A 16237-nucleotide genomic window follows, 5' to 3' on the forward strand; every position below is an offset into this window, starting at 1 on the left:
CGGGGTGTGGCGGCGTCGGGGCAGGAGATGTCGCCCCGCCAACGTCTGTGGTGGACGAGAATCCTCCTCCTGGCCCCGGTGACTCGCCCGGTCCCGGGGAGCCGGTGGACCCCGGTGAGGGTCAGGGACCTGGCGAAGAGCCGGGCCCGGTGCAGCCTCCTCCTCAGGTCGAAGCCCAGGCGCCGCGCTGCGCCGAGCTCTCCGAACAGGGCCTGCTCTGCCATGACAGCTGGTGCTGGGAGCTGCAGGGCCAGCAGGGCAACGACCTGCTCGCCGCGACCTCCACGGGCAAGGAGGTCTGGGCGGTCGGGGCGGCGGGAACCCTCCTGCGCTGGGACGGGAAGCGCTGGTCGCGAGAGCCGTCCGGCACCTCCGTGACGCTGGTCGACGTGGACCATTCGGGGGACGAGGTCTGGGCGGTGGGCGCCGAGGGGACGATTCTCCGCCGCACGAGGGGCCAGTGGCACGCGGAGTCGAGCCCGAGCCCCGTCGACGTGCATCGGGTCGAGGTCGCCGCTCCAGGGGATGCGTGGATTGCCGTCGCCGGAGGCGTGGCCCGCTACCACCAGGGTGCCTGGTCGTGGGTGCTGCGCGCCGCGGGCGACTACGACCTCTGGTCCTCGGGCCCCGACGACGTGTGGATTCTCGGTGAGCGGAAGGCCTACCGCTGGGATGGCTCCGGCCTCCATGAGATGGAGACGCCCTTCTTCCGCGGCAGGTTCGGCGGCACGGAGCGCGGCAGGCCCTTCGTGGCCTCCGAGCACGAGGTCTATCAGTGGACCGGCGAAGCCTTCGAGCAGCGCTTCGCCATCCCCAACTCCACCTTCACCGTCGAAGCCCTGGCGCAGCATGACGGTGACCTCTGGGTCTTCGCCAATCGCGGCGGCGGCGGCAGCGGATGGGACGATGGGCGCCTGGTCGTGCGGTGGGATGGGACGACCGCGCACGAGGTCTGGAGTGAGTCCTTCCCTGCCTCCTCCCAGTGGAGCAGCGGCATGCCCAGGGCCCTGGCCCTCCTGGACGGTGGGGGGGCGTTCCTCATGGGCGAGCGGGGACGGACGCTCCGCTGGGATGGCTCCTCCTGGTTCGAGCCTCCCCGGGCCCCAGGCGACATCGACGTGCTGCTCCCCTTCGATACCGGTGGCTACTGGGCGCTGCACTGGACCCGGGGGCCCTGGATCTCCGGACTGCAGTGGGATGGGACGTCGGCCTGGCGGCCGCTCGAGCAGGTGGGAGGCTTCACCTCGGGCCGTCTCACCGGCACGGGCCCAGAGGATATCTGGGTGCTCATCGGGCGACTCAGCCGCTGGGACGGGAGCACCTGGCACGGGTACGACGACGTCGGCGTGCTGAGGGATGTCTATTCGGTGACGCGGGACGAGGTCTGGGCGGTGGGGGACGGAGGCCGCGCGGTCCACCTGCAGGGCGACGCCTGGACCGAGGCCCCCACCGGGACGACGGGCGACCTCCAGGCACTCTGGGCCAGCGGACCGAAGGACGTGTGGGCCGGGGGGGCCACGCTCATCCATTGGAATGGTGAAGCCTGGTCGCCGGCGCCGGGCATTGACGCGACGGAGGACCTGCGCATCACCCAGCTCAGTGGCTCGGGCCCCGGTGAGGCCTGGGCGCTGGGGACACGGCTCCACCGCTGGGACGGCAAGGCCTGGCGGGACGTGGCGCCCCCTCGAGGCAATGAGCGGTGCTGGGAGCTCTGGAGCGCGGGGCCCGCCGCGACGTTCGCGACGTGCGAGAAGGGCTTCTACCGCTGGGACGGGCGCGGATGGACGGCGCTCCCATTCCACGGCAGGCCTGGCGCATTCGCGGGAAAGGCGAAGCGTGGGTACATGGCGTACGGCGACGCGCTCCTCAGGTACTGCCGCGAGTAGCGCCTGCCCGCGCCTCGTTGGCTTCCCGTCACTCGGTTGCCGTTTCGGTCCGTCAGGGAACGGTGCGCTGCTTCCCGGGTACTCCCGCACGGCCCCACGGCTTATCCACCAGGATCGATGCTGGAGTGGTCCGGGACGGTGCACACATGAAGACGTCAGCGGAGAGTCCGGTGGGAGGAGGGGCGGCACCTTCGGGAGAGCCCGCCAGGCAGCGGCTCTCCCTGCGTGTCAACGGCGTGGAGAAGCAGCTGGACGTGGCGCCGTGGACCACGCTGCTCGACCTGCTGCGCGAGTCGCTCGACCTGACCGGTACGAAGAAGGGGTGTGACCACGGGCAGTGTGGCGCCTGCACCGTCCTGGTCGAAGGCAAGCGCATCAACTCGTGCCTCACCCTGGCCGTCATGAAGGATGGCTGCGAGGTGACGACGATTGAGGGGCTCGCCCGGGGGGACGCCCTGCACCCGCTGCAGGAGGCATTCATCGAGCAGGACGCCTTCCAGTGTGGCTACTGCACTCCCGGGCAGATCTGCTCCGCGGTGGGGCTGCTGGCCGAGGGCCGGGCCCGGACGGAGGACGACGTCCGCGAGCTGATGAGTGGCAACCTCTGCCGCTGTGGCGCCTACCCCAACATCCTGGCGGCCATCCAGCAGGTGCGGGGAAGGGGGGATGGGCAATGAACCGCTTCTCCTACGTGCGTGCCCGGGACGTCCAGGGCGCCGTGGAGGTCGTCTCGGCGAATCCCTCAGCCCGGTTCATCGGGGGCGGCACCAACCTCCTGGACCTGATGAAGGAGCACGTCACCAGCCCCAGCCACCTGGTGGACATCACCCGGCTGCCCTTGAATGGAATCGAGGACACGCCGGACGGCGGCCTGCGCATCGGCGCGCTCGTCACCAACTCCGAGGTGGCGTGGAACGCGCAGGTGGAGCGGCGCTACCCGCTGCTGTCGAAGGCCATCCTGGCCGGTGCCTCGCCGCAGCTTCGCAACATGGCGACGACGGGCGGGAACCTGCTCCAGCGCACGCGCTGCTACTACTTCTATGACGTGGGCACGCCCTGCAACAAACGCGAGCCGGGCTCAGGCTGCGGGGCGAAGGCCGGCTTCAACCGCATCCACGCCATCCTCGGGACGAGTGAGCAGTGCATCGCCACCCACCCGTCGGACATGTGCGTGGCGCTGGCGGCGCTGGACGCCGTCGTCCGGGTGACGGGCCGCGACGGCGAGCGCACCATTCCCTTCGCCGACTTCCATCGGCTTCCGGGGGACACGCCGCACCTGGACACGAACCTGCGACCCGACGAGCTCATCACCGCCGTGGAGCTTCCCCCAGAGGGCTTCGCCGCGCACTCCACCTACCTCAAGGTCCGGGACCGGGCCTCCTATGCCTTCGCGCTCGTGTCGGTGGCGGCGGCGCTCACGCTGGACGGTGACCGCATCCAGGCCGCGCGGCTCGCGCTCGGCGGAGTGGCGCACAAGCCCTGGAGGGACCCGGAAGCCGAGGCGCTGCTGGCGGGCAGGCCCGCCACGCGGGAGCACTTCCAGGCCGCCGCCGAGGCCCTGGTCCGGGACGCGAAGGGCTTCGGCCACAACACCTTCAAGATAGAGCTGGCGAAGCGCAGCGTGGTGCGGGCCCTGGAGCAGGCCGCCGGGCAGGAGGGACAGCGATGACCCCGCCCTCCACGCAGCTCGGCCGGCCCATCAGCCGCGTCGATGGTCGCGCAAAGGTGACGGGCGAGGCACGGTATGCCGGGGAGTTCAACGTGCCCGGGCTCGTCTACGGGCAGGTGGTGTCGAGCACCATCGCCCGGGGGCGCATCAAGCGCATCGACGCGGGCGAGGCCCTCCGGCTCCCGGGCGTGCTGCGCGTGTTCACCCACGAGAACCGCCCCAGCCTGCCGTGGTTCGACCGCAAGTACCGGGACGACGATGCTCCCTCGGGCTCACCGTTCCGGCCGCTCTACGACGACAAGGTCCTCTACAGCGGGCAGCCCGTCGCGCTGGTGGTGGCGGAGACGTTCGAGCTCGCCCGCCACGCGGCCTCGCTCGTGCGCATCGACTACGCGCCCGAAGCGCACGAGACGGACCTGCGCGCCCGGCGGAAGAAGGCGCGTTCGCCCGGCAAGGGCAAGGACGGCTTCGAGCCGCCGCCGAAGCCCTGGGGCCATGCGGACAAGGCGCTCGACAAAGCCGCGGTGCGGGTCGACGCGGAGTACGAGTCTCCCGTCGAGCACCACAACCCGATGGAGCCCCATGCCTCCACCGTCATCTACGAGGACGATGGCTCGCTCACCATCCACGACAAGACGCAGGGCGTGCTGAACAGCCAGACGTACGTCTGCAACGTGTTCGACCTGCCGAAGGAGCAGGTGCGCGTCCTCTCGCGCTTCGTGGGTGGGGCGTTCGGCTCGGGGCTGCGGCCGCAGTACCAGCTGTTCATGGCCGTCCTCGCGGCGCGGGAGCTGAAGCGCTCGGTCCGGGTGACGCTGTCACGCGAGCAGATGTTCACCTTCGGCCACCGTCCCGCGACGCTGCAGCGGGTCGCCCTGGGGGCCTCGGCCGACGGCACGCTGGAAGCCCTCATCCACGAGGCCGTGGGGGAGACGTCGTCCTTCGAGGACTACATCGAGGTCGTCGTGAACTGGGGCAGCATGCTCTACCGCTGCGACAACGTCCGGCAGGACTACAAGATTGTCCCGCTGGACTGCTACACGCCCCTGGACATGCGCGCGCCCGGCGCGGCCCTCGGCGTCTACGCGCTGGAGTGCGCGATGGACGAGCTGGCCCATGCGCTGCGCATGGACCCCATCGCGCTGCGCCTCAAGAACTACGCCGAGCGCGACCAGAACAAGGACAAGCCCTATTCGAGCAAGGAGCTGCGCGCCTGCTACCAGCAGGGCTCGGAGCGGTTCGGCTGGGCCCGGCGCAACCCGGCCCCGCGCTCGATGCGGGAGGGGCGCGAGCTCGTCGGCTGGGGCATGGCCACCGGCATCTGGGACGCCATGCAGCAGCCCGCGAGCGCGAAGGCGGTGCTGGGGCTGGACGGCCGGCTCACCGTGAGCAGCGCCACGGCGGACATCGGCACGGGCACGTACACGGTGATGACGCAGATTGCGGCGGAGACGCTCGGCCTGCGCGTGGAGGACGTGACGTTCAAGCTCGGAGACTCCTCGCTGCCCATGGCGCCCCTGCAGGGCGGCTCGTGGACGGCGGCGTCCGTGGGCTCGGCGGTGAAGGAGGTCTGCGAGAAGCTCCGCGAGCAGCTGGCCACGTTCGCCCGGAAGGCGAAGGGCTCTCCACTGGCCGGAGCGGGCGCGGAAGAGGTGACCTTCGCGGAGGGGCAGCTCCGGCACGCCTCGGATGCGTCCAGGGCCATCTCGATTGTCGAGGCGATGCGGCTCGGCGGCGTCACCAGCCTCGAGGAGAAGTCGCTGGCCGTTCCGAGCCCCAAGCAGCAGGCGTACACACGGAGCACGCACTCCGCGGTGTTCGTCGAGGTGAAGGTGGACGAGGCGCTGGGCACGGTGCGGGTGACCCGCGTCGTCAGCGCCGTCGCGGCCGGGCGCATCCTCAATCCGAAGACGGCGCGGAGTCAGGTGCTGGGCGGAGTCGTCTGGGGCATCGGCATGGCGCTGGAGGAGGAGACGGCCATCGACCACACGCTCGGCCGCTTCATCAACCACAACCTCGCCGAGTACCACGTCCCGGTGAACGCGGATGTGCACGACATCGACGTCCTCTTCGTTGACGAGGACGACACCGTCGTCAACCCGCTCGGCGCCAAGGGGCTGGGAGAGATTGGCATCGTCGGCGTGGCGGCGGCCATCGCCAACGCGGTGTTCCACGCGACGGGCCGGCGCGTCCGCGGCCTGCCCATCACGCTGGACAAGCTGCTCTAGGTCCTACGGCTTTGCCCGGCGAGCCCGCTTCGCCGGGGCGGGGCGCGGGGATGACTTCGCGCGTGACGAGACCTGCTTCGCGCGCGGAGTCTTCTGTGGCTTGCCGCGGGGCTCCGGCGCGGAGTCCCCGCCTTCGAGCTGTGCCACCAGCTTCCGGGGCGCCTTGAGCCGCCAGGACGACTTCAGCCGCGCGCGGCACTCGGGGAGCCGCAGCGCGCTCAGCCGCGCCAGCACCGCGGGGTAGCCGCGGTAGTGGTCGGTGATGAAGTAGACGTCGGACCGGGCGGTGATGAGGAACTCCTGCTCGTCGACGCTCTCCAGCATGAACACGACGGAGGCGCCGTCCTCCTTGAGACGGACGAAGGCCTTGCCACGCACCTTCAGCGCGGGGGTGCGGAACCACACGTCCTCGACGACTTCCGGCAGCTCCAGCCCCAGCTTGCAGAGTTGTTCCCACGTCATGGCCGCTGTCTAGCAACACCCGGGGCAAAGGAGAACACGACGGACAGGACGGCCGGGTTGCCGCGGGGGCGGGCGGGCGGAATGATGGTGCGCGTCGAGGCTGCGCGGGAGGCGCGAGATGGCGGGTGGCATCGTGACGGACCTCCTCGCGCTCGCGCTCGCGGCCTTCGAGGAGGACAGGGAGCAGGAAGCCCTGCTGCACCTGCTGGACGCCTGGCGTGAGTCCCGCTCCGAGCGCGTCGCCGTGCTCGTGGAGAAGCTGTCGACCCGGCTCACCGACGGGCTCGTGCCTCTCCCGTGTGAGCCGTCCTCCGTGGCCATGGAGCTGCAGCGGCCGCTCGATTTGCCCCGGATGTTCGGCGCGCTCCAGGAGACGGCGGACCGCGGGCTCGCGCGGGAGCTGGGCGAGCAGCTCGGAGCCCTCCGCAAGTGGCCCGCGGACCCACGGCTCTTCACCCCGCTGCGGGCCCTCGCGCGCAGTCGCATCGCCCACGACCTCCAGGTCCTGGATGCGCTGTGCGACCTGTTCCTCTCCCTGCGGGACCCACGCGCCCTTCCCGTGCTCCGTGAGCTGCTCGCCGGGCTTCCTCCGCGGATGCGCGACCGGGCCGAGCGGCTCGGCGCCATCGTCGTGTGGGCCGAGTCGCCCGAGGCTCCCTCGCTGGAGGTCCTGCTGGACGCGAAGGAAAGGGCCCTCTGTGACGTTCTGGAGGCCGACCTCGACGCGCGGGATGCCGCCAGGTCGCGCAGCTCGGCGGTCCGTGGCGAGCTGCTGGCGCGCGTCTACGCCTCGCCGGAAGATGACAGCGCGCGGCTCGTGCTGGCCGACCACCTGCTGGAGCAGGGCGACCCGCTGGGCGAGTTCATCATGCTGCAATACTCGCCGCAGCCCGATGAGCTCCGCCTCGCCGCGTTGCTGCGCGCGCACAGGGTGCCGTGGCAGGCCCCGCTGGGGCCCCTCGTGGACCCCGCGCACACCCGCTTCGAGCGAGGCTTTCCCGTGGAGGTCCGGCTGTCGCTCCGCAACCGTCGCTCCCTGCCACCTCCGGGACCGGCCTGGAGCACCGTCCAGGACCTCGACTGGGGCTGGTCGGGCCCTCCGGAGGGCGGTGACTGGCTCGCGCACCCGCACCTGCGCAGCGTGACACGGCTGCGCAGGACCCGGGCGGTCATCGCCCGGCGGCTGGGGGCGCACGCACTGCGCCTGTGGCGGCTGGAGCTGCGGGGCGGCCTCGCCCTCCAGGCGCCGGACGTGTTCACCGCGCTGTCCGGCCTGCCGCACCTGACGTGGGTGGAGCTTCACGACGGGGAGCCGCGCGACGTGGGCTTGTGCGCGGTGTCCGCCCTGGCCCGCCGCCTGGAGCGCTTCGAGTCGTCGGTGGCCGGGGCCTGGTCGCTCGTGGTGACGGGCCCGGTGGGGGTGACTGTCGAGGCGACGCTGGTGGACACGGAGCGCCTCGACGTGCTCCTGGAGGCTGTTCGCGCCTCGGCAGGCTTTGAAGCCCGGCTGCTGCGCTTTCATGCCCGGTGCCGGCTACAGACGTCGGAGATGCGCCGAATCGAACGCGCGGGGGCGGACTTCCCCAGCTTCTCCTGGGGATGAGGCGTACGCCCCTCCGTCGAGCCTGTGGTGACAGTGACCCGGGGCTGGCGTACCGGTGGTCTGGTGCCGGGGACACGCCACCTTGGCGACTCCCTTCGCGGAGTCCTCATGAGAGTCCCGGGTCGCCGGTCGCGCGGAATCGCTACCTGTCTGTTCCTCTGTCTCGCAGGCGGCCTGCTCGCGGGGGCCCGGGCTTCGCCAGGGCCCCAGGCGCCTGGGAGAGAAGGGCCAGGACCTCAGCGTGCCCTGCTTCCACCCGGATTCGTGGTGGAGGTGGTGGTCTCGGGGCTCCAGCTTCCGACCGCGTTCGCGACACTCCCTGACGGGCGCATCCTCATCGCGGAGAAGTCCGGCGTGGTCCGGCTCTTCAAGGACGGGGTGCTCCAGCCCACGCCGTTCATCGACCTCCGGGACAGGGTGAATGACATCCATGACCGCGGCCTCCTCGGGCTCACGGTGGACCCCGCCTTCGCGACGAACGGCTTTGTCTATCTGGCCTACACCTACGACGACGACGCCATCGAGGACCTGGAGCCGAAGACCGCGCGCATCGCGCGGTACACGGCCGTGGGGGACACGGCGTCGCCCTCCAGCGAGTACGTCCTGCTGGGCCGCGTGGTGGGCCGCTCCTGCAACGACTTCCCTCCCGGAACGGACTGCATTCCCTCCGACAGTGCTTCCCACTCCGTGGGCAACCTCCGCTTCGCACCGGATGGCACGCTCTTCGTGAGCCTGGGCGACGGGGCCCGCTTCGACGCGGTCGATGACGATGCCTTGCGAGCCCAGGACCTCGACTCGCTCGCGGGCAAGCTGGTGCGCATCACCCGGCTGGGCGAGGGCCTGCCCTCGAACCCGTTCTGGACTGGCGACGCCGGGGCCAATCGCTCGAAGGTCTGGGCCTACGGGCTGCGCAATCCCTATCGGTTCAACCTGCGTCCCGGCACGGGCGTCCCGTACCTGGGCGACGTGGGCTGGTCCACCTACGAGGAGATCAACGTCGCGAGCGCCGGCGCCAACCTGGGCTGGCCCTGCTACGAGGGGCACTACCCCCAGCCAGGTTATGAGCCCAGGGCGGTCTGCCAGGCGCTCTACGGCCGGGTCCCGCCCCCCGTGAAGGGACCGCTGTATGCCTGGGGCCGAGACGACGGTCGGACCTCCACGGGTGGGGCCTTCTACGGGGGGACGGCCTATCCGGCGGAGTGGCGCGGCGCCTACTTCTTCGGCGACTACAGCAAGGGCTGGATTCGAGCCCTGCGCGTCGACGCGGATGACAACCTCATCCCCGACAGCGTGACGACGTTCGCGACCGACGTGGGCGCGATGGTCGCCCTCGACGTCGGGCCGGACACCCACCTGTTCTACGTCGACATCCTCGCGGGAGAGCTGCGCCGCTTCCGCTACACGGCGGGCAACACGCCCCCCGTCGCGCGGGCCTCGGCCACTCCGCGCGAGGGGGCGGTGCCGCTGCACGTGCGGTTCTCCAGCGCGGGCTCCAGCGACCCGGATGGAGACGCGCTCCAGTACACGTGGGACTTCGGGGATGGCACCCCTACCTCGAACCTCGCCCACCCGGAGCACACCTACGCCGTCCGAGGCCTCTATACGGCCACCCTGCGCGTGGATGACGGGCGCGGCGGCAGCCACTCGGCCACCGTGCGAATCGCCGTGGGCCACCATGCCCCGGTCGTCTCCATCACCGCGCCGTCGCCGGCGTATCTGTTCAGTGTGGGGGACGTCGTGGCCTACGCGGGCTCCGCGAGCGACGCGGAGGATGGCCCCATTCCCGATGGGCGGCTGTCCTGGAGCATCACCCTCCAGCACTGCTCGGGCGGCAGCTGCCACGCCCATCCCTATGCCACCACCACCGGGCCGAGCGGGACGTTCACCGTCGCGGACCATGGGGACGAGGTCTTCTTCGAGCTGACGCTCACCGCGACGGACTCATCGGGCCTGACGGGCTCGAGCACCGTGAGGGTCCACCCCCGCACGGTGCGGCTGACGCTGGAGACCTCTCCGCCCGGGCTGGACCTGGTGTTCGACGGGACGTCGGGCCCGGCTCCGCGCGTGCGGACGGTCATCGTCGGCTCCACGCACACCCTCCATGCCCCCTCCCCGCAGGGTGATGCCTCCTTCCACGCCTGGGCAGACGGAGGGGCGCAGGAGCGCGAGGTCGTCGCCGGGACGACCGATGCCACGTACACCGCCTTCTTCGTCCCCGAGGCGCAGTGGGAGTGTCCCGACGGGATGTACCGGGCGGAGTACTTCGGCAATCCCGCGCTGCTAGGGGTACCGGCGGTGGTTCGCTGCGAGTCCGCGCCGCTCTCCCACGACTGGGGCCTGGGCAGCCCGTCACCGAGGTGGCTGGGGCCGGACGGGTTCTCCGTGCGCTGGTCCGGCCGGTTCTACATGCCCTCGGGCGGCTACTTCTTCGTCGCCGAGGCGGATGACGGAGTCCGGGTGTACGTGGACGGTGCCCGCATCATCAATGCGTGGAAGGACCAGCCGCCAACCTCGTATGTCACCTGGCGCTACCTGCGCTCCGGCATGCACCGCGTCGTCATGGAGTACTACGAGAACCAGGGGGGCGCCGTGGCCCGGCTTCAGTGGTGGCGGTAGCTGGCGCCAGGCCTGGCCGAGGGCCTGCTGACCGGGCGGCGCGACGACCGGACCGCGCGCCCCTCGCTGCGGTGCACTCCGGGGGCCCTCACCATGGCCTCGAAGAGCGCCACCAGAGGATGGGAGCCGTCATGTTCAGGAACACGAAGGCGTTCAGCGGCTTCTCGGTCAACGATGTGGAGGCCGCCCGGAAGTTCTACGCGGAGACGCTGGGCCTGGAGGTGTCGGTGGAGGACGGCATTTTGTTCCTGCACCTCGCCGGAGGACGGGACGTCCTGGCCTATCCCAAGGACGACCACGTCCCCGCGACGTTCACCATCCTCAACTTCCCGGTGCCGGACGTGGAGAAGGCCGTGGATCAGCTGGCCGCGCGCGGCGTGCGCTTCGAGCGCTACCCGCGCTTCGAGGCGGACACCGACGCCAGGGGCATCTTCCGGGGCGGCGGACCGCTGATTGCCTGGTTCAAGGATCCGGCCGGCAACGTGCTGTCCGTCATCCAGGAGGGCTAGCGGCGCCTGCATCTGTTCACGTGCTGACGGAAGGGGCCTCCCGGAGGGAACCGTGTGGAGGCCCGGTCGGGCATACATTGGCCGCAGCTCTTTCCCGGAGGACGACATGGGATTCCTGAGGCCTCACGCCGACCGCATCTACGCGCTGCTCCGGATCATGACCGGATTCATGTTCCTGTTTCACGGACTGCAGAAGCTCTTCGGCATGTTCGGCGGCACGCCCCCGGGAGCGCCCGCCTTCGTCGTCTATGTCGCGGGAGGCATCGAGCTCGTCTGCGGCGTCCTCGTGCTCATCGGGCTGTTCGCCGGCCCCGCGGCGTTCCTCGCGAGCGGCACCATGGCGGTGGCGTACTTCATCGGGCACGTGGCTCCCGCCGGGTGGAACATCCTGCCCATCGTGAACAAGGGTGAGCTCGCGGCGCTCTACTGCTTCGTGTTCCTCTACATCGCCGCGCGCGGCTCGGGCATCTGGAGCGTCGACGCCGCGCGGGGAGGCACCCGGCGCGCCTGACGCCCGGCGCAGGAGGCCCAGGTCGAGCCGCCGCCCCAGCCGGGTAGCCGGCGGCCGACCTGCACTTTCCCGTCCGAACGTGCTCACCGCGGAGCCGTTCGTGCGCGCCCGCCGTCCTCGCGTCCCGTACTTCATGCCCTGCAAGTCAGGAGGACTTCATGGGCAGGTACGCAGGGAAGAAGGCAGTGGTGACGGGAGGGACGGCGGGCATCGGGCTCGCCACCGTCAAGGCGCTCCTCGCCGAGGGCGCCGAGGTGCTGCTCACGGGCCGCACCGAGCAGCACCTGGAGGCGGCGCGGCGTGAGCTGGGCCCCCGGGCGCACGTGGTGCGCTCGGACATGGCGAGCCTGGCCGACATCAACGCGCTGGGCACGCTCATCGTGGAGAAGCTGGGGCAGGTGGACTTCGTGTTCATCAACGCCGGCTACGCGAAGCTGGTGCCGTTCGAGCAGTCGACCGAGGCGCTCTACGACCAGACCTTCGGGGTCAACACCAAGGGCGCCTTCTTCACGGCGCACCGGCTGGCGCCCCTCGTCCGGGAGGGCGGCTCCATCGTCTTCACCACGTCCGTCGCCGACGAGACGGGCGCCCCCGGCATGAGCCTCTACTCCGGGTCCAAGGCCGCGGTCCGCTCGTTCGTTCGCGTGCTGGCGGCCGAGCTGGTGCCCCGGCGCATCCGGGTGAACGCGGTGAGCCCCGGCTTCATCCGCACGCCGACGCTGGGCGTGGACGGCGCGTCGAAGGAGGAGGTGGCGGCCTTCGAGAAGGAAGGGGAGCACCTCACGCCGATGAAGCGCATCGGCGCGCCCGACGAGGTCGCTCGGGCGGCGCTGTTCCTCGCGTTCGAAGCCACGTTCACCACCGGCGCCGAGCTGCCCGTCGATGGCGGCCTCGGCCAGCTGTAGCCACCAAGCACATCCCACAGGAGATTCATCATGAAGCCAGGCATCGCGGTCCTGGGCGCGGGACGTATGGGCTCCGCGCTCATCAAGGCGTTTCTGAAGCAGGGGTACAGGACGGCCATCTGGAATCGCACCCGTGCGCGGAGCGAGCCGCTCGCCGCGCTGGGGGCCTGCATCGCGCCGTCGGTGAAGGATGCCGTCGCGGACGCGGAGGTCGTCGTGGTCAACGTGATTGACTACGCCGCCAGCGACGCGCTGCTGCGCACGGAGGAGGTGACACAGGCGCTGCGGGGCAAGGTGCTCGTCCAGCTGACGTCGGGCTCACCGAAGCAGGCGCGCGAGGCGGCCGAGTGGGCGCGGGCGCATGACATCCACTACCTGGACGGCGCCATCATGGGGACGCCGGACTTCATCGGCCAGCCCGGGGCCACCATCCTGTACGCGGGGCCGAGCGAGCCCTTCGAGAAGTACAAGCCCGTGTTCCTCGCGCTCGGGGGGAATGCGCAGTACGTGGGGCGTGACGTGGGGCATGCCTCGGCGCTCGACAGCTCGCTCCTCGTGGTCATGTGGGGCGCGATGTTCGGCGCGCTCCAGGCCACCGCCATCTGCGAGGCGGAGGGCATCCCGCTCGGGGCCTTCAGGGAGTACCTGAAGCCGGTGATGCCCGTCGTGGACGGGGCCGTGGACGACACGGTGACGCGCATCCAGCAGCGGCAGTTCAGCGGGGAGACCTCGCTGGCGACGCTGGAGGCGCACCATGTCGCGTTCGAGCACCTGCTGGAACTGACCCGGGAGCACGGCATCCACAGCGCGGTGCCGGACGCCTTCGAGCAGCTCTTCCAGGCGGCCATCCGGGCGGGGCAGGGCCGGGAGGACTTCGCCGTCCTCAGCACGTTCATGCGGCGCGCCTGAAATGAGAAGGGCCCGGAACCGCGAGGTCCCGGGCCCTTCGAGGACTGCCTGAGCCGCGCCTACTGGTCGACGGTGCCCAGCGTGTCGGGAGACAGGCCGTTGGCCGAGCCACCCGGCTGTCCTTCCGGCTGCCAGTCGCCGAAGCAGTAGGGCCCGGTGCCGACGCGGTAGCGCCACACGTAGGAGCTGCCCACGGGGGCGGTGACGGGCATGTCGGCCCGGTACTCGTCATCGTTGCCGGTGTCGCTCTGCACGGTGCCGGCAAGCCACGTCCAGGCGGTGCTCACGCCCGGGTCCTGCTCCTTGGGCCCATAGCCCAGCTCGGCGGTGAGGGTCGTGGCCGGCGGCGGGGCGTTGGTGACGCCGTCCTCGAAGATGAAGCCGTAGACGGTGCGGTTGCCCGTGAGGTCGCTGATCTTCAGCGGCCACTGCAGCCGGCAGTAGTCGATGCCCGCGTGGTTGCCGACGGTGAGGGCGTGCTGCTGGCCGAGCGTGTAGCCACCCACGTCGCTGCCGTCCTTGTCGCAGTAGAACCACGTGGTGCCGTTGGTGCTGTAGCGCATGCTGACCGCGCGGCTGCCCGTGTACCCCGGGCGGAGGTCCAGGGTGAACTCGTCCGTGTCCGCCTCGCCCTCCGCTTCACGCGAGTACGTCGCGGGAGCCCAGGTGAAGCTCGTCGCGCTGGTGGAGGCGTCCACGTCGGCGGCGCCCACGCCCATCTGCACCTGGAGGTTGGCACCCGCGCCGTTGCCATTCGTGACACCGGGGATGCGCACGCGGCCCACGGCCGTGACGGCGTCACCACTGCCCACCGTCGTCCCACTCACGCTCTGCAGCCGGCAGACGCCGACGACGGGCGCGGGCTCCTCGACGGTCAGCGTGCCCGTCTTCGACGCCTCGAAGCCGGTCTCCCCGCCGCTGTTGCCGTCCGCGTCGCAGTACAGGAACGCGCCGCCATTGGCCTGGAAGCGGTAGGCGAAGCGGAAGCTGCCCACCGTGCCGGGGTTGGGCAGCGTGGCCTCGAACTCGTCGTTGCTGCCAATCTCGCCCTTGTACGTCCCGGCCGTCTGCCAGTTCCAGGTGGCGGGGTCCGTTCCCGCCAGCCCCCAGCCGAGCTGGCCCACGACGCCCGGGCCAGCGCCCGCGCCCGGAGTGGCGCCCAGCACGTAGACCTGGCCGACAATCTTCCGGCTGGGCACCGTGGTGGTGAAGTACGTCACCGACTCCGGCGTGTTGTTCTGGTCGGGCCCCAGCTTGCAGTAGCCGACGACGCGGGGGAGGACGACCTCGCCCGTGACGTTGAGCACGCCCAGCTTGTCCAGCTCGAAGGCCTGGTTGCCGCTGTCGGTCCCGTTGTGGTCACACACCCGGACGGGGCCACCGTTGGCGCTGAAGCGCACCGCGTAGCGGTACTCGCCATTGACGGCCGGGTTGGGCAGCACGGCCTTGAACTCGTCGTTGACCGAGAAGTTGTCCTTGTTCCACGTCAGCTGCGTGGACCAGTTCCACACCGTCGAGGTGCGAGGGTCCTCGTTCTTGGGCCCCCAGCCGAGCTGGCCCGTCAGCCCCGGGCCCGCGCCGGGCTTGTCCGTCACGCCCGGCAGGTTGACGTTGGCGTACACCGTCTTGAACCCGGTGGTCTGCGTGGTCAGGTAGTTGACGACCTCGGGGTCGTTCTTCTGGTCCTCGCCAATCTTGCACCACGTCACCGCGGGCTTCGGCGGCTCATTGGCCACGGTGAGGATGCCCAGCTTGTTGGGGCTGTAGGTCAGCTCGCCCGTGAGGCTGTCGTTGACGCCGTCCACGTCACACATGCGCCACACGTCCTTGCTGATGCTGAAGCGCATGGCGACGCGGTACTGGCCCAGGGTGGCCGGGTTGGGAAGCTCGGCCTCGAACTCGTCGTTGTTGCCGATGTCCGTCTTGTACGTCGCGCTCACCCACGTCCACCCGGTGACGGCGGCGTCGTTCGGGTCGGAGTCCGGCGGCCCGAAGCCCAGCTGCGCCTGCACGCCCGAGCCCGCGCCGGAGCCCGGTGTGAGGCCCGCCGCGTACACCTGGCCCACCACCTTGAGGAGCACCGTCTCCGCCGGCTTGTAGAAGAGGTCCAGCGAGGAGCGGTTCGAGTCCGGTCCCAGCTTGCAGTAGTCCACCTTCGGCCGGGCGATGAACACCCGCCGCATCATCTGGGCCGACAGGCCGTTGGCCATGCCGTCGCCGTCCGTGAGCACCCACGTCTGGCCACCGTCGATGGAGAAGCGCAGGGTGACCGCCCACTCGCGCCGCTCCTGCTCGATGGGCGCCTGGAGCTGCACGTTGCCCTGGTAGACGTCCGCCTCGCGGGTGTTGGAGTCCTCGAGGTACGTGGCCGCCTCCCAGGTGTAGCTGGCCATGTCGAGCAGGTTCGCCTCGCCCGGCGCGAAGCCGACCTGCGCGAGCACGCCGCCGCCCTGACCCACGCCGCGGGTGACTCCGGCCACGTTGACCTCACCCGTGACGAGCGCGTCCACCGGCTGCCCGCCGCTGATCAGCTCGCGGTTGCCGCCGCTCACCCCGGCCTGGTCGATGCGGGGCGCGGGCGGGCCATCGAAGGCGAAGCCCCGCACCAGCACGCCGTACTCGCCGCCCGGGTTCACCACCCGCACGTCCACCCTGCCGGACGTGGCGGTGGGGGTGTAGCCGTAGAGGCGGAAGGCGTTGACCACCACCGTCCGCTGGACCTCGTGCTCCCCCAGGAAGACCTTCGCGCCGTCCTGGAAGCCGGAGCCATAGACGTTGATGAGGGTGTTGCCCGCGATGGGTCCGCCCGTGGGCTGGACCTCCCTCACGGTGGGCGGGGTGCCCGAGGGCGGAGTGCCCCCATCAGGGTCGTCGCTACAGGCGACGGCGAGCAACGGCAGGACGAGCAGCAGCAACCGCGAACAACGGGACGACATCGG

General features: G+C 70.7%; 12 protein-coding genes. 10 read left to right on the top strand and 2 right to left on the bottom strand.

The annotated features are described in order from the left end of the window. Nucleotides 1-149 precede the first annotated feature (149 nt). The 4 genes from LXT23_RS23965 (at nucleotide 150) to LXT23_RS23980 (ending at nucleotide 5783) form a co-directional block, all read left to right on the top strand. Complete coding sequence (locus LXT23_RS23965; protein ID WP_253982596.1) at nucleotides 150-1886, top strand: WD40/YVTN/BNR-like repeat-containing protein; 1737 nt, start codon at nucleotides 150-152, stop codon at nucleotides 1884-1886. 146 nt (nucleotides 1887-2032) lie between these two features. After that, complete coding sequence (locus tag LXT23_RS23970; RefSeq protein ID WP_253982597.1) at nucleotides 2033-2563, top strand: (2Fe-2S)-binding protein; 531 nt, start codon at nucleotides 2033-2035, stop codon at nucleotides 2561-2563. Further along, nucleotides 2560-3555: an FAD binding domain-containing protein gene (locus LXT23_RS23975; RefSeq protein WP_253982598.1), complete on the top strand. Its 996-nt coding sequence runs from the start codon at nucleotides 2560-2562 to the stop codon at nucleotides 3553-3555. Before LXT23_RS23970 ends, LXT23_RS23975 begins: the two co-directional genes overlap by 4 nt. Then, complete coding sequence (locus LXT23_RS23980; RefSeq protein WP_253982599.1) at nucleotides 3552-5783, top strand: xanthine dehydrogenase family protein molybdopterin-binding subunit; 2232 nt, start codon at nucleotides 3552-3554, stop codon at nucleotides 5781-5783. Before LXT23_RS23975 ends, LXT23_RS23980 begins: the two co-directional genes overlap by 4 nt. 3 nt (nucleotides 5784-5786) lie before the next feature. Here LXT23_RS23980 and LXT23_RS23985 read toward each other — a convergent pair whose 3' ends face one another. Beyond that, on the bottom strand, nucleotides 5787-6245 hold the full coding sequence (locus LXT23_RS23985) for an MmcQ/YjbR family DNA-binding protein (RefSeq protein WP_253982600.1): 459 nt from the start codon (nucleotides 6243-6245) through the stop codon (nucleotides 5787-5789). 118 nt (nucleotides 6246-6363) lie between these two features. Between LXT23_RS23985 and LXT23_RS23990 the strand changes: the two genes are divergently transcribed. The 6 genes from LXT23_RS23990 (at nucleotide 6364) to LXT23_RS24015 (ending at nucleotide 13298) form a co-directional block, all read left to right on the top strand. Beyond that, a complete protein-coding gene (locus LXT23_RS23990; RefSeq protein WP_253982601.1) occupies nucleotides 6364-7848 on the top strand; it encodes a TIGR02996 domain-containing protein in 1485 nt (494 codons plus the stop codon). A gap of 267 nt (nucleotides 7849-8115) precedes the next feature. Next, nucleotides 8116-10464: a PQQ-dependent sugar dehydrogenase gene (locus tag LXT23_RS23995; RefSeq protein ID WP_253982602.1), complete on the top strand. Its 2349-nt coding sequence runs from the start codon at nucleotides 8116-8118 to the stop codon at nucleotides 10462-10464. A gap of 131 nt (nucleotides 10465-10595) precedes the next feature. Beyond that, a complete protein-coding gene (locus LXT23_RS24000; protein WP_253982603.1) occupies nucleotides 10596-10973 on the top strand; it encodes a VOC family protein in 378 nt (125 codons plus the stop codon). Nucleotides 10974-11079: 106 nt separating this feature from the next. After that, the gene (locus LXT23_RS24005; RefSeq protein WP_253982604.1) at nucleotides 11080-11484 is read left to right on the top strand and encodes a DoxX family protein; all 405 of its coding nucleotides are present in this window, start codon (nucleotides 11080-11082) and stop codon (nucleotides 11482-11484) included. Between the two features lie 158 nt (nucleotides 11485-11642). After that, a complete protein-coding gene (locus tag LXT23_RS24010) occupies nucleotides 11643-12389 on the top strand; it encodes an SDR family oxidoreductase (protein WP_253982605.1) in 747 nt (248 codons plus the stop codon). A gap of 30 nt (nucleotides 12390-12419) precedes the next feature. Next, nucleotides 12420-13298 (top strand): NAD(P)-dependent oxidoreductase, encoded by an 879-nt coding sequence (locus LXT23_RS24015; protein ID WP_253982606.1) that lies wholly within the window; start codon nucleotides 12420-12422, stop codon nucleotides 13296-13298. 59 nt (nucleotides 13299-13357) lie between these two features. Here LXT23_RS24015 and LXT23_RS24020 read toward each other — a convergent pair whose 3' ends face one another. Next, nucleotides 13358-16234 (bottom strand): IPT/TIG domain-containing protein, encoded by a 2877-nt coding sequence (locus LXT23_RS24020; protein WP_253982607.1) that lies wholly within the window; start codon nucleotides 16232-16234, stop codon nucleotides 13358-13360. Nucleotides 16235-16237: the final 3 nt, after the last annotated feature.

It is taken from the genome of Pyxidicoccus xibeiensis (genome assembly GCF_024198175.1).
Classification (GTDB): Bacteria; Myxococcota; Myxococcia; order Myxococcales; family Myxococcaceae; genus Myxococcus; species Myxococcus xibeiensis.

Coding starts and splice junctions, on each gene's coding strand:
- LXT23_RS23970 (WP_253982597.1), top strand. CDS start 2,033: ATGAAGACGTCAGCGGAGAGTCCGGTGGGAGGAGGGGCGGCACCTTCG.
- LXT23_RS23975 (WP_253982598.1), top strand. CDS start 2,560: ATGAACCGCTTCTCCTACGTGCGTGCCCGGGACGTCCAGGGCGCCGTG.
- LXT23_RS23980 (WP_253982599.1), top strand. CDS start 3,552: ATGACCCCGCCCTCCACGCAGCTCGGCCGGCCCATCAGCCGCGTCGAT.
- LXT23_RS23985 (WP_253982600.1), bottom strand. CDS start 6,245: ATGACGTGGGAACAACTCTGCAAGCTGGGGCTGGAGCTGCCGGAAGTC.
- LXT23_RS23990 (WP_253982601.1), top strand. CDS start 6,364: ATGGCGGGTGGCATCGTGACGGACCTCCTCGCGCTCGCGCTCGCGGCC.
- LXT23_RS24000 (WP_253982603.1), top strand. CDS start 10,596: ATGTTCAGGAACACGAAGGCGTTCAGCGGCTTCTCGGTCAACGATGTG.
- LXT23_RS24005 (WP_253982604.1), top strand. CDS start 11,080: ATGGGATTCCTGAGGCCTCACGCCGACCGCATCTACGCGCTGCTCCGG.
- LXT23_RS24010 (WP_253982605.1), top strand. CDS start 11,643: ATGGGCAGGTACGCAGGGAAGAAGGCAGTGGTGACGGGAGGGACGGCG.
- LXT23_RS24015 (WP_253982606.1), top strand. CDS start 12,420: ATGAAGCCAGGCATCGCGGTCCTGGGCGCGGGACGTATGGGCTCCGCG.
- LXT23_RS24020 (WP_253982607.1), bottom strand. CDS start 16,234: ATGTCGTCCCGTTGTTCGCGGTTGCTGCTGCTCGTCCTGCCGTTGCTC.